General features: G+C 45.9%; 11 protein-coding genes and 1 riboswitch. All 11 genes read left to right on the forward strand.

Features of this window, described 5'->3' with window-relative positions:
* The first annotated feature begins 1 nt into the window (after position 1).
* The 11 genes from Pmgp_RS12680 (at position 2) to Pmgp_RS12730 (ending at position 14,311) form a co-directional block, all read left to right on the forward strand.
* Complete coding sequence (locus Pmgp_RS12680; protein ID WP_134214353.1) at positions 2-571, forward strand: hypothetical protein; 570 nt, start codon at positions 2-4, stop codon at positions 569-571.
* A gap of 13 nt (positions 572-584) precedes the next feature.
* Positions 585-3,131 carry a BREX-1 system phosphatase PglZ type A gene (gene pglZ / locus Pmgp_RS12685; RefSeq protein ID WP_134214354.1) on the forward strand — a complete coding sequence of 849 codons (2,547 nt, stop codon included), beginning with the start codon at positions 585-587 and terminating at the stop codon, positions 3,129-3,131.
* Positions 3,132-3,142: 11 nt separating this feature from the next.
* Positions 3,143-5,230, forward strand: a complete 2,088-nt coding sequence (brxL, locus tag Pmgp_RS12690; protein ID WP_243119839.1) for a protease Lon-related BREX system protein BrxL — start codon at positions 3,143-3,145, stop codon at positions 5,228-5,230.
* Between the two features lie 691 nt (positions 5,231-5,921).
* A riboswitch (cyclic di-GMP riboswitch) is annotated at positions 5,922-6,011 on the forward strand.
* Between the two features lie 620 nt (positions 6,012-6,631).
* Positions 6,632-7,048, forward strand: coding sequence for a sigma factor-like helix-turn-helix DNA-binding protein (locus Pmgp_RS12695; protein ID WP_134214355.1), 417 nt, complete (start codon positions 6,632-6,634; stop codon positions 7,046-7,048).
* A gap of 567 nt (positions 7,049-7,615) precedes the next feature.
* Entirely contained in the window at positions 7,616-8,005 is a 390-nt protein-coding gene (locus Pmgp_RS12705) for a recombinase family protein (RefSeq protein WP_134214357.1), read from the forward strand.
* A gap of 13 nt (positions 8,006-8,018) precedes the next feature.
* Positions 8,019-8,174 carry an SHOCT domain-containing protein gene (locus tag Pmgp_RS19780; protein WP_192902922.1) on the forward strand — a complete coding sequence of 52 codons (156 nt, stop codon included), beginning with the start codon at positions 8,019-8,021 and terminating at the stop codon, positions 8,172-8,174.
* Positions 8,175-8,251: 77 nt separating this feature from the next.
* A complete protein-coding gene (locus Pmgp_RS12710; protein WP_134214358.1) occupies positions 8,252-9,814 on the forward strand; it encodes a recombinase family protein in 1,563 nt (520 codons plus the stop codon).
* Positions 9,805-10,680: a recombinase family protein gene (locus Pmgp_RS12715; protein ID WP_134214359.1), complete on the forward strand. Its 876-nt coding sequence runs from the start codon at positions 9,805-9,807 to the stop codon at positions 10,678-10,680. The genes Pmgp_RS12710 and Pmgp_RS12715 overlap by 10 nt, the downstream gene beginning before the upstream one ends.
* A gap of 18 nt (positions 10,681-10,698) precedes the next feature.
* Positions 10,699-12,321, forward strand: a complete 1,623-nt coding sequence (locus Pmgp_RS12720) for a recombinase family protein (protein WP_134214360.1) — start codon at positions 10,699-10,701, stop codon at positions 12,319-12,321.
* 357 nt (positions 12,322-12,678) lie between these two features.
* Complete coding sequence (locus tag Pmgp_RS12725; protein WP_153189219.1) at positions 12,679-13,398, forward strand: hypothetical protein; 720 nt, start codon at positions 12,679-12,681, stop codon at positions 13,396-13,398.
* A gap of 142 nt (positions 13,399-13,540) precedes the next feature.
* A complete protein-coding gene (locus Pmgp_RS12730) occupies positions 13,541-14,311 on the forward strand; it encodes a hypothetical protein (RefSeq protein WP_153189220.1) in 771 nt (256 codons plus the stop codon).
* Positions 14,312-14,441: the final 130 nt, after the last annotated feature.

Consider the following 14,441-nt stretch of genomic DNA (forward strand, 5'->3'; position numbering starts at 1 on the left):
TATGTATAAGTATATGCCGCAGACACTGGATGAGCAGATATCATGGGCGTATACACTGTCTACTGACAGATTAAGTAAACCAGAGCAAAAAGCATTTTTGTCTTTTATGTTCTTTTTCAACATATTTGAGGCGCACCTTTTTGAAGATGGACATAGAGTAAACGATTTATTGGAAAAGATAAGCAATGATTTGCTCAAAGAAAACTGGTTCAATGTAAATGATTACTCATTCTTCGGCGATTTTTTCAAGCTACGGTATGTAAATTTTGAAGGAAAAGAAACAGACAATTTTCGAACGCTCCAGCTTAATCAATCTCGCAAAAAAGCCGTGTTTGATATTCTAGCAAAGTACAAAATCGCAGATGACAACAGCAACATTCCTGATTTGTTCAGAGCTTATCTTGAGATTGCATATAGGTTCAGGAACAATCTATTCCATGGCAGTAAGGGTGTTCATAGTTTAAGTCAATACACAGATTGCATAGAAAAGATCAATAATTTATTATATAAGCTCCTTACAGACATGAAAAGTAATGGCTTTCATGGACTGACTACAAGATATAGGGTTTGAAAGCGGTGACTGTATGAATCTAACCGAAGTGAAAAAATCTCTTGAGCGGCAATTTGCCCGCGAGTTGTCGCAGGGCAGCGTCCGCAACATTGTCTTCTGGTATGACGAGGAAGGCGTGTTTGCCGACGACATCGACAGCCTTGCGCTTGAGGGCGTGAAGATCATCAAGCTTTATGACAACAACATGTTTGCCACAAAGCTTTTCATAGAGGAAACGGACACAACCGGCAACCTGCTGGTCTATTCCCCGTTGCCCCGCCCGGCGAACCGGGAGAACTGGCTGACCGATACCATCAAGTACAGCCAGACTTTTTCTACCGACGAAACATCACTGAACCTGCTGAACTTCAAAATCGACAGCGCCTTGCGCCATGTGGTGGCACGGTATAAGTTGTTCTTCCGCAACAGCGAGCGTTGCAAACGGTTTGAGGGGTATCATCTGGCGCCCTATACCGAGGCCAAGATCGACGTAGGGGTGCTGTCCGCGCTCTGCAAGCTGCCCGCACCCAATCTGGATAACGTTGTACGGACGCTCTTGATTGAGCTGGCAAATGGGGAAAGCACGGTATATGGCAGCATCGCTAAATTCGGTAACATGGATGCTTTGTGGGCGCTGATTCAGAAATCGTATGGCTATAATTTCCCCGAACAAAGCCTTGAGAAGCTTGCCATCCTGCTGCTTTGCACACACTTGGCGCATAGCATTAACGGTAACCTGCCGAAAGAGTGGCAGACCTATGTTTCGGCAAATTCCAATTGCTTTGTATTCGTGGATAACTTCATGAAAAACAGCCAGCTTTGGGAAGCGTACAATAAGCTGGCCGGGTTTGTGGCAGAGAGATTGAACCTTTCCGAGCGCACATCCAAGTGGAGTATCGATGAAATTGTCGATTGCGATACCTTCGAGGAATTCGACCGCAGCATTATCAGCCGGGTTTGCGAAAATATCGGCCAAGGGGTGGGCGAATATGAGCGATACCGCAAAGTAATTCATAGTCGGAAAAACCGCCGGTATTATCCGCAGTTTAAAATAGAGTACGATGTTTTGCTGTACGCCTGCGAGTATTTGGAGTTGGCGCAAAAACACGCCGAGCTGTCTGGGTTTACCGTGGTAAAACTCTTTGACGAATATACGAAAACATTTTATAAGCTGGATAGCAGTTACCGGCATTTCCTGTTAGGTTACGATAAGCTGGCAGAACGGGACGGCTTCGGGCCGCTCTTTGAAAAGGTGGAGAACAGTTACACGAACTGGTATCTGAACGAACTATCCATGAAGTGGTGCGCGCTTTGGGACGATGAGCGCGTGTGGCAGGTGCCCGGCATTACATCGCAGCAGGGCTTCTATGATAAGTATGTCAGGCGGTTTGTCGCCGATAACGAGCGGTTGATTGTTGTTATTTCAGACGGTTTGCGCTATGAATCAGCGGTGGAGTTGAGCGCCATACTCAACAGGGAGCAAAAAGGGTCAAGCGAACTGGATGTCATGTTAGGCGTGATTCCCTCGTACACTGCTCTTGGAATGGCGTCTCTTTTGCCTCACAAAAATATTTCCATAACGGACAAAGCAGACATTGAGATTGACGGCATCTCCACAAAAGGGACAGATAACCGGGGCAAGATATTGAAGCTTGTGAAGGAAGAATCTGTCGTAACCACCTACGATCATGTAATGGGCATGACAGGTAAAAAAATGGCGGAGAAATTTTCCGGCGTCAAGCTAATTTATATCTATCACAATACGATTGACGCACGGGGAGACAACGCAGCCACTGAGCACGAGGTGTTTGAGGCCACGGAAAAGTGCTTCCGTGAGCTTTCAGGGCTTGTAAGAGCGCTAAGAAACAATATCAGCGCTATCAATATTCTGATTACTGCGGATCATGGCTATATTTATCGCCGGAAGCCTCTTGCTGAGCGCGATAAAACGCCCAAGGAAGACGCTGCCGCCATCGAAACGAAGCGTCGGTTCATCCTGACAAAAGAAAACATCGACATGCAGGGTACACAGGTCTTTTCGATGGATTATCTGACAAAGGATAAGACAGACATCCACGCCGTTATTCCCCGCGCGACCAATTGCTTTAAGATACAAGGCGCAGGGAGTTGCTATGTCCACGGCGGGACAAACCTGCAGGAGGTTGTTATACCGGTCATCCGGTTTAAGAGCGACAAGAACCTGCACCGCTCCATGGGCGCAAAGAAGGTATCACTCGGCCTGACCAATCTGTCACGGAAAATCACCAGCGTCATTACCCACCTGACTTTCTTCCAAAACGAGCCGGTGGGCGAAAAACTCCTGCCCCTGCGGGTGACAGCATATTTTGCCGATGAGGCCGGAAATCGGATTTCCAATGAAAACATCATCATCGCGGAAAGCACGAGCGATAAACCCGATGAGCGAACATACAAAGAAAAATTCACGCTGAAAGATATGCCATATGACAAATCCAAGAAATACTACCTCGTTTTGAAGGATGAGGATGAGATTGTGAACAGCGAATATCTGCGGATTCCATTTATCATTGACCTTGTTTTCGGCGGCAGTATCCAGTTTTAGGAGGGCAGGTTATGTTTGAAGAAAACAGCAAAAGTATGAATACTCTTTTGCAGGAAGCATTTGCGGGTAAGATTGTCCGTAAAGACCTGACAAAGAAAATTAAAGAAGGCGCGAATGTGCCCGTCTATGTGCTGGAATATCTGCTGGGAATATATTGTGCCACCGATGACGAGGCCAGTATCGAAGAAGGCGTGCAGCGGGTCAAAGGCATTCTCGCCGATAATTTTGTACGCCCCGATGAAGCGGAGAAGATAAAATCCAAAATTCGTGAGATGGGCAGCTATACAGTCATTGATAAGGTGGAGGCAAAACTTGACCCGGACAGCGATACATACCGGGCGGTTTTTTCCAATCTCAATCTTAAAAACGTCATCGTGGCAGATTTTTATATCAAACAATATGAGAAATTGCTATCCGGGGGTATTTGGTGTATCCTGCGCATGAATTACAACCGACTTGAGTCGCGCTACGACGAATATGATTCTGACGCACCCAAAGGTGGCAAGAAGAATAAGGTCAGCCCTTTCGAAATTGAGGAATTGACGCCCATTCAGCTCCCCCACATGGATATGCAGGAGTTCTTCGACGGCAGAAAGCAGTTTGCAAAGGAAGAATGGATCGATGTATTGCTGCGAAGCATCGGCATGGAACCGACGCAGTTTGAAAACAGGACAAAGTGGCATCTGCTGGCGCGGATGATTCCGTTGGTGGAGAATAACTACAACCTCTGTGAGCTTGGCCCCCGTGGAACGGGAAAATCCCACATCTACAAGGAAATCTCCCCCAACTCCATTTTGATTTCAGGTGGACAGACCACCGTTGCAAACCTGTTTTACAACATGGCGAACAGGACCATCGGGCTTGTCGGCATGTGGGATTGCGTCGCTTTTGACGAGGTTGCCGGTATCAACTTCAAGGACAAAGACGGCATCCAGATCATGAAGGATTTCATGGCATCCGGTTCCTTTGCCAGGGGCAAAGAGGAAAAAAACGCCAACGCTTCCATGGTTTTCGTGGGTAATATCAACCAGAGCGTGGATGTGCTGATAAAAACATCCCACCTGTTTGAACCGTTCCCGGCGGCTATGGCTTACGATAGCGCTTTTTTTGACCGTATGCACTACTACCTGCCCGGTTGGGAAATTCCCAAAATGCGCCCGGAATTCCTCACAAACGAATACGGGTTTATCACCGATTATCTCGCAGAATTTTTCCGCGAGATGCGCAAGCGATCCTATGGCGATACCATTGAACGCTATTTCCGGTTCGGCGGCGACTTGAATCAGCGGGATGTCATTGCCGTGCGGAAAACTGTATCAGGTATGATTAAACTGCTCTATCCTCATGGCGAATTTTCAAAGGAAGATGTCGCCGAAATACTGGAATACGCCCTTGAAGGGCGGCGCAGGGTAAAGGAGCAGCTTAAAAAGATCGGCGGCATGGAGTTTTATGACGTTCATTTTTCCTATTTGGATAACGAGACTTTTGAGGAGCATTTTGTCTCTGTGCCGGAGCAAGGTTCCGGCAAGCTGATCCCCGAAGGACAGGGCAAGCCCGGTCATGTTTATACGGTTTCATATGGAGATACTGGTATGCTAGGGGTCTTTAAACTCGAAACGGAAGTGGTGGGCGGCAACGGAAAGTTTGAAGTAACGGGTGTTGGATATGACCGTGAGGCAAGGGAGAACCTTAAAACAGCACAAAACTATTTCAAGGCTAACAAAAAGCTTATAAGTGGTTCAATCAGTATTGATACCAGCAATTTCCTGATGCACATAGCGGATTGTCAGGGCGTTGGAACAACGTCAGAGCTGGCATTATGCGCATTTGTTGCCCTGTGTGGAGCGTCACTCCGAAAGCCTGTACAATCGCAAATGTGCGTTTTGGGTAATATGAGCATAGGCGGTACGATCAGCAAGGTGCCTGAACTTGCCAACACTTTGCAGGTTTGCTTTGATGCCGGAGCGAAAAAAATACTGCTCCCTCTGTCTTCTGCTGCTGATATTGCAACGGTGCCTTCTGACCTGTTTGCGAAGTTTCAAACGTCGTTTTACACCAGCCCGGAAGATGCGGTATTCAAAGCACTCGGGATTGAATGACGGCACCTCTTAAAAGGTGTATCCATGAGCACTGCCCGCGGATACATCCTTTATCAATCAATTCGATATATAGGATTATTTCCTCTAAAAAATCCCCGTGTGGAATATATGGCACGTTGAATTCATACCCCTGTCGGTTCATCCGTGCATCTTGATGAACATAAGGTTAACATCAATATTCATCATCTGTGCGATTTGATAAGCGTCATTTTGGCTAACGTGCCAGTTCAAAAATCTTGTCCTCAGCCACGGAATACATGCCATTGCTCAACATATGTCACCTCCGCCAAAACAGCAAAGGAGGGCCGCTATTTGCGGTTTGTGGTGTATTTCTTGTTTTCCTCATACCTTTTCCAACTGCACAAAAATATTACACTGGATGCTGTGTATGAGGCATGAGCTAATAAAGGGTTAAGGCAAACTGACCCTTATTTTCGTGCTTGGTAAAAAAAGGATTTTAAGTGCTTTTTATCGAATTATAGTATATATGTGGAATACATACCATGTACTTACATAAAATTTCATATTTCCCTGGTGAAATTATAAAAAAATGGAACGCACGAGATATTTGTGTCGGCAAATTTGATGAGAAAGACCATTGATATAAATAAATGTGAAGCCTTAAATAGAAAATGTCCTAAATAAACTTGACGGTATTATTGTGGTGTTGTTGTAAATAACAATTGAATTATAGCGCTAAGGGCAAACCTGCCGAAAGGCGGGGACGCAAAGCCACAGGGTCTAAGGCGCCTATCGGCGCTATGATAGCCTGGCCGCCGCGAAGACTACACGTATCCAACCTGCCCTTTAGCGGCAGGTTTTTTTGTTTACGAAACAGGGAATTAATTACTAATTTGAGATCAGCAGGGACATTTCTATATTTCGACATGATATCACCTTGATATTGATGACGCTGTTACCATGACTTTTGTTTTTCGTTTTGTGTGAGTGAGGTGCTGAGAGATGAAAAACAAATTTGAGTTAAGGTACTAAAACAGCAGATGTTAAGGATTATAGAGGCCATATCCGTGCCGATGCCGGCTTCTCCAATACGAATATTTACCTTCCACCCTTATGGGATAAATTAGGCCCTCCATCTATCCCACAGTCCAGTACGTGCCACATAGCCCGGAAAGCCGCAATTTGTAACGAGCAAATTGCGGCTTTCTTATTGACAAAAAACTTGCATTTGCGACTGATATATCGAAAATATCCTTCTGTTTTTGTGCCACATACGGTAATTGAATATTTTGAAATCTTCTCCCTCAAAGTATGCCATCCTCCCCAAAAACGATGGCCTTTTTTAATGAGGGGGTTTTTATATAAATCCCGCCGGTGCCGCTCCCCACCACTTGTTCTTCATTTTCTGGATTAAAAAATCTCGAAATGGAGGACAAGCTCATGGAAGAACATGAGAGCAGGTATACATTGCTGTTTGATAAAATGCGCGTCGCCGTGGGCAGAGAGGTATATAAGGCCTACTATCGGCAGAAGGAGCGTGAAGTCTACCTGGACAAGCTTGCCAGTAAACACAACATATCCTTTGAGGAATGCGAGGAAAAAGGCATTCAAGTCGATTACTTAATATCCCATACGGAAGAATCCATAGAGGACGGCGTCATCAAAAAGGAAATGCTTAAAAAGCTGGCGCTGTGCCTCGAGAAGCTTTCGGAACAGGAGCGGCTGCTGATTTACGCGCTGTTTTTCCAGGGGAAAAGCGAGCGCCAATTGTCGGCGGAAACGGGAACGCCTCAAAGGACAATCAACGATAGAAAGCGCAGGATTCTTCTGAAGCTGAAAAAACTTTTGGAAAAATAAAAAATAAATCCGCTCAACCCCCTCATTTTTTCCTTAAAGAAGTGAGGGGGTTTTTTTATTCCCCCATCGCTCTTTGAAAAAAGCCGGCCTTAAGCCGTCCATATCCAGCGGCTCAAATACGTTAGCCGTTCAGCCGGAAACGGAAAGCGACATTGGCAAGCACGCGAAGACCGCCTGCGGATCGGTCAGAGCGATCCGTAAAAACGATGGCATCAAAGGTGACGAGCGAGAAATGCCCGGCCATAAAACAGTCTGTGGTGGACTGTATCGCGTTGACCTGAACGGCCTATAATGATACTCCCGCATAGTCGAGGTTAGGTCCCAGAGTGCGGCCCGGAGGTTCTCGGGGAGGTGGAATTCCTGTGATATCCGCTGACCACGGATAGTTTGCGCCGTTGCCATTGGCGCTTGGGGAGCAGTGCCGAATTAAGCGCCGGAACGGAAATGAAGAACAGGCGCGACCGCCCGCTTATGATACCAAAAACTATGCGGCAGAGCCGTCAAAGCCCTGCCGCATCCTTTTGGCATCAAACATCAATTCAAATTAACAGTGGAGGGATAAAAATCATGAATCAAAGCAAAAGAGCATGGCTTTACTGCCGCGTCGACGCCCCGGAGGACGAGCATGGCCGCCTCAAAGGGCAGCAAAAAGAACTTTCGGACTACGCCGGACAGATGGGGTTTGAAGTGGTCGGAGCCTCCCAGGACACCGGCAGCGGCCTGAATTTTGACAAAAACGGCCTGGCCGATGTAACCGAGGCCGCGGCTGCGGGGAAAATGGATGTGCTGCTCATCGTCAATGTCTCCCGTCTCGGCAGGGACACCATGAAAACAATGGACTTTATCCGCCGGCTGAACGAGCGGGGCATCAAGGTCTACTCCCCCATGGAGGGCGAGATCAGGCTGAAAACGCGTGTCGAGACCTGCTCGCATATCATCAACACGCTGAACTTATAGGGAGGAAAAAACCATGTCACAGACTCAAATAGCCAATGAAGTGAAGTATAGGATGGCGTATGCCTTTCTAAGAAAGCTCCTGGCACAAGGTCTCATTACCGACGCGGAATTCGAGGTAGCCCACAGGTATACCGCCGAAAGATACAAGCCTTTATTAAAGGCGGTTTAGTACGGATATTGCTTGCTATGTTCCGGCTTGTGTGGTAGTGTCTGTTGTTGAATACCAAGGAAAGGGAGTGAGCTTTTATGGCGGAAGTCAGGGTTATCAATCCCGTCGCGTCCCCCGAAACAAACAAACTGCGGGTATGCGCCTACGCCAGAGTCAGCAGCGATTCCGACGACCAGCAGAACTCCTTTGTCGCGCAGGTTGACTACTACACGGAGCTTATAAACAGCAACGAGGATTGGGAATTCGTGGATATTTACGCGGACGAGGGGCTGACCGGAACCCGCGCCGACAAGCGGGAGGATTTCCAGAGGATGCTGAAAGACTGCCGCAAAGGGAAAATCGACCGGATCTTAACCAAATCCATTTCCAGATTCGCCAGAAACACAAGGGATTGCCTGGAAACCATCCGGGAGCTGAAAACCCTCGGTGTTGAAGTGGAGTTTGAAAAAGAGCAAATCAACACCGGCAAAATCACCAGCGAGATGATGGTCAGCTTTTTCGGTTCCTTCGCGCAAGAGGAATCCATCTCCATCTCCAACAATATGCGCTGGAGCTACCGGAAGCGGATGCAAAGCGGCGAGTTTATCACCTGTAAAGCGCCTTACGGATACAGGCTTGTGAACGGCGACTTAATCGTCCATGAACAGGAAGCCAGGGTCGTCCGCAGGATATTCCAAAGCTACATCGCGGGAAAAGGCATGCTGGAAATCGCGGACGAGCTGTCCGCCGAGAAGATTCCGAAAAGAAACGGCGGCACCGACTGGCTGGAGTCCACCGTGGCGTACATTTTAAAAAATGAAAGATACATGGGTGACGCCCTGCTCCAGAAGAAATGCAGCACGGACACGCTGCCTTTTAGAAAGATAAGAAACCACGGTGAAAAAGACAAATACTACGTTCAAAATTCCCATACCCCGATTATCAGCAAAGCGGAATTTGAACAGGCGCGGAAGATCACACAGCGTCAAAGCGCTTATGATAAGGCAAACAAGCCGCGGCAGTATCCGTTGAGCAGAAAGATTGTCTGCGGCGAATGCGGCGGCACCTTCAAGCGAAGGGTGTGCAACGGGAAAACCTATTGGGTTTGCCGAAACCATGACCGGGGTAAAGAAAAATGCGGTGTCAAGCAAATCCAGGAAACCGAAATATATGAAGCCTTTAAGAGGATGTACCACAAGCTGAGGCATAACAGCCGGTACATCCTCTTTCCACTTCTTGAACAACTGCAAGCGCTGAAAGCGGCGGGCACGATGAGCAATGTCAGGATTGGCGAAATCAACAAAGAAATAGCGGAACTCACCGGGCGGAATCTGATACTCGCAAGACTTAAGTCAAAAGGGTATATGGATTCCGCTGTTTTTATGGAGCAGACCAATGAAATCAATCAAAAAATCATCAGTCTCCGCGCCAAACGCGCAAAGCTGCTTGAAAAGGATGAGGACGACACCACTATAACCGAGGTTAAAAACCTCATCGCCATCATTAAGGATGGCCGGCCGGTACTGCAGGGTTTTGACGAACCTCTCTTCCACGGCGTCGTTGACAAGATCGTCGCGGTGTCCCAGGAAGAGATACGATTCCGCTTAATTGGCGGCTTGGAACTGACCGAGCGGCTGCGAGGGAGTTTGAGATGGCTGTGAGAAAAATGCGTTACATTCCCTTTGGCTACAGGCTCGTTGATGGCGAGATAACCGTTCATGAGCGGGAAGCCGGGGCGGTGAAAATAATTTTTACCGAGTATCTGCATAACGGCCGCTCCTATAAAGACATCGCCGCCATGCTGACGGACCAGGGCGTGGCCTACCGCGAAAATGTCCTGAACTGGAACAAGTCGATGATCAAACGGATACTGGAGAATCCCAAATATCTGGGTGATCCCGAATATCCGCGGTTGATACCCGAGTCGCAATTCAAGCAAGTCGCAGCCGTCAAAAACGCGAAATACACCCGGAAAGACGTGCGGATCATCCCCTCCATTGAAGCGGTAAAGAATAAAGCGTTATGCTTCCAGTGCGGGAGTGGACTTGCCAGGCGGAATAAAACCGGGGACGGAGAAAAATGGTTCTGCAAAAATAAGGACTGCGGAGTAAAAGTCAGGGTAACCGGTGAGCTACTGACGGAGGCTGTCACAATTATTATGAACGAGGTCATAGCCGATCCCTCCATTATAGAGAACGGCGTCATCCCTCCCACTCACACCCACTCTCTCGAAGTCACCAGGCTGACCAATGAAATCAACCGGCAACTTGAAAAGACAGAACTGAACGATGGATATGTCAAGACACTGATCATGGCGTGCGCCGCCGAAAAATACTCGGTCTGCGACGAGGGCGGCACGCACTACCTGACCGAAAGGCTGAAAGCCGAGTTTAAAGGCCACGGTTCTTTGACTGAATTTGACACGGAGCTGTTCAACAGAACGGTTAAAGATATATTGATTGACAAAGACGGCACGATTCACGCGCGGTTCATTAATCATAAGACTATCTCCCGTAGATTGGGATGAGGAAAGGAGCAAGCGAACATGCTGGCGGAAAAAACAGTAACCGTGATACCCGCAAATCCGGTCCTAACGATGGAAAAGCGGGGACGAAAAAAGTTAAGGGTTGCCGCCTACTGCCGGGTCAGCACGGACCAGGAAGAACAGCAATCCAGCTATCAAGCCCAGATAGACTATTACACCGAAAAGATCGGTAAAAACCCCGACTGGACACTGGCCGGGATTTTTGCGGACGAGGGCATCACCGGCACAAGCGCCAAAAAGCGCACTGAGTTTTTGAAGCTCATGGAGCTGTGTAAAAAAGGCAAGGTTGATTTGGTGCTGACCAAATCCATATCCAGATTTTCGAGAAACACCCTGGACTGCCTCGGCTACATCCGCATGCTGAAAGAACGGCAAATTCCAGTCATCTTTGAAAAAGAGGGCATCAACACCATGACCCTCACCAGCGAACTTTCTATCAGCATAATCGGCAGCTTCGCCCAGGCCGAGAGCGAATCCATCAGCAAGAACGTGACCTGGGGCAAGCGGCAGAGCTTCAAAAAGGGCAATGTAATCTTCCAATACTACAGAATGCTCGGCTACGAAAAAGGTGAAGATGGGAAACCCCGCGTCGTGCCGGAGGAAGCCGAGATCGTCAGGTGGATTTTTAACAGCTACCTCGCCGGCTACAGTGTGGAAAAAATCAAGAAAGAGCTTGAGAGCAAGGGAGTTGTTTCCTCAACGGGAAAGCCCACCTGGTCGGCGGCGGCGTTAAGATACCTGCTTAAAAACGAAAAATACATAGGCGACGCCCTGCTGCAGAAAACCTTTGTAGCAGATTTTCTCACCAAAAAGACAAAGAAAAACAACGGGGAGTTGCCCCAGTATTATGTGACAGGGAACCATGAGGCCATTATCTCAAAGGACATTTTCAACCGGGTCCAGGAGGAAATGGCCAGACGAAGCAACAAACGAAAAGTCTCACAGAAAAAGACCAAAACCGAGCATGGCAAATACAGCGGCAAATACGCTCTGACCGAGCTTCTCATGTGCGGCAACTGCGGCACTCAATACCGCCGGGTGACATGGGCGAGAAACGGCAACAAGAAAATTGTGTGGCGCTGCATCAACCGCCTGGAATACGGAACAAAATACTGCAAAAGTTCTCCCACCATAGAGGAATACAAACTGCAGGACGCCATAGTCAAAGCCATCGCCTCATTCGCCGCCGACAAGGACGAGCTGATCGCCACCTTAAAGAATAGCCTGCGGATCGCGCTTATAGCCGGCGAGGATGTCATAGACACCATCGCCATTGAAAACAGGATCAAAGAGCTTAACGCCGTCATGCTCGACCTCGTCCAGATCAGCTTCAGGTCAAGCGCCGGCGCGGATTACTTCGATGACAAATTCAAAGAGATATCCGATGAAATCAAGGAACTGCAAGATACCCTGAAAAACCATGAGCAGCGGCAAATCACCACTCAAAACACCCAGTCAAGAATGGATGAGATCATTAAAATCCTTGAAAAAGAAAACTTCAACCTCGCCGGGTATAACGACGCGCTGGTCAGGCAGCTCGTCAAAAATGTAAAAATTATTTCTGAGACTAAAATACGGATCACCTTCAAAGGTGGTCTTGAGATAGAACGGGAACTGCAGTAATCGCCGCAAAGGAGATTGATTAAAACTTTAAAGATCATTATATCCTGCAATAAGAGCGGGGTATAAAATAAAGGAGCGTAAGCCTATGAGTAAGAAAAAGCAAAAGATACAAAACCGTCCGAAGCGTGTATGGATATACTGCTGGACAGGATCGTAGGATGAAAATTCCTTATCAGACCAGCGGGACGTTTCTATTGAAAATAAAAATCAGAATTATTGTATGAATTTCCCTAAAATGATATTATCAATATGATTTATTAGGTTGTCTATCTATTAGGGAAAGTTTGCCAAATATATTTTAAAAACACATGGGATCTTTAGAGCTTTACGGTAGACTATGACTTTAAGGGGGGATCTATGTTGAAGTATATTGATGACTATACAGTTAAAGCTCGTGTAGCACCGTTTTTCCTAGCATTATTACCTGCTTTATTTGTTCTCTATTTATGGGCTCCCAAAGCATATGAAATTAAAATAGGAATTGGCACAGCGATTTTGTCCATAACCATTTCATTAATTAGCGCACAAGTTGGAAGGAATTCAGGAAAGCGGAAAGAAGTAGAATTATGGAAAAGCTGGGGAGGAGCTCCGACAACGAGATTATTAAGGCATTCAAATATCGAATTCAATTCATTACAGCGTACCCGTAATCACAAAAAATTACAGTTAATGATTCCGGACATAAAGATTCCAACATTTGAAGAAGAGCAAAATAACCCTAAACTAGCAGATGAAACTTATGAAGCATGTGTAAAATACCTAATTAGCAAAACTCGGGATGCAGATAAATATCCATTGATTTACAAAGAAAATGTTAACTATGGTTTCTTAAGAAATCTTTGGGGCTTAAAGAATTTTGGAATAAGTATATCAATCCTTAGCATCATCTTATCTTGCCTATATATAGGAATAAATTGGTTTAAGGCTTTATATATATCCCCTGAGTCGATTATTGTTCTATTATTGTGCGTAGTCGCTCTGTTATCATGGATATTCTGGATTAAACCAGATAAAGTAAGAATTGCAGCAGAAGCATATGCCGAACGTCTATTGGAATGCTGTGAAACCATTGAATAATTAGCCTCAAATTTTCAGGTAATGGAGATGACAAAGCCTGAACAAAGTTGTAGAAATCATAAAAATTCCTGATTTTAATAATTGGTTTAGAAAAATCGATGGTCTTTGTTGGAGAATTAGTAAGCTCCAAATTGGAGATGTTGTGGCTTTTGACATGAGTAATATTACCTTTATTAAGCCAGGCGGGGCTATTCTTCTTTTACTAATGTGTAAGCAGGTTTGGGGTAAAACTTTATGTAAAGTACGACTAGATAATTTACGTTTCAATGTTCAATCCTATTTAAATAGGATTGATTTTTTTAAAAATGATTTCGTTTATACTAATGATCGACTCTCTTTATGGTCGAAATTTGGGCGAAACGATCGATCACTTTCCGTTATAGAGATAACCCGAATATTGAACCCTATGGATGTAGCGAAATTCAGAGAAACAGCAAAAACCATTACCAATAAATGGTTTCCAGGGGATAATCTAAAACCAGAAAGAGAAAAGTTTTCTACGATGATAATGGAAATATGCAATAACAGCTTGGAACATAGTACAGGCTCCGAAGAAATGGGTGAATGTTACGGTCTTTTACAGGTCTACTCTCATTCCGAAAAACCGGAAATATCAGTATCCATAGGTGACCTAGGTATAGGTATTAGAACTCATTTAAAGAAAAAATATTCTTGGGTTTATAATTCAGACTCAGCAACTATTAAAAAAGTTCTGGAAGGGCTTAGTGGTAGGCTTGATGGGACTGGAGGAATGGGTATACCTTTTATTAAAAATACTACAGTAGAATTGAAAGGAACACTAATAATCCGATCAGGTAGAGGTATTGTTTCAGTTGGAAATATGGCCAAAACCTCCGAATTTGTCGGTTCTTTCCCGGGCACCCAATACCAAATAATTTTAAATAAGAAATAACATCAGAGCTGACGCATGAATCTAAAGATTTATAACTGACAAGGTTTATAAGAGTTGGGGAGAAAAAGTTTTTCGCAAAATAGCACTGGACACCACAAAATAAATATGAGACAATAGTGTGGGAAATTTT

Origin of the sequence: Pelotomaculum propionicicum, from assembly GCF_004369225.1 — a bacterium.
GTDB lineage: Bacteria > Bacillota > Desulfotomaculia > Desulfotomaculales > Pelotomaculaceae > Pelotomaculum_B > Pelotomaculum_B propionicicum.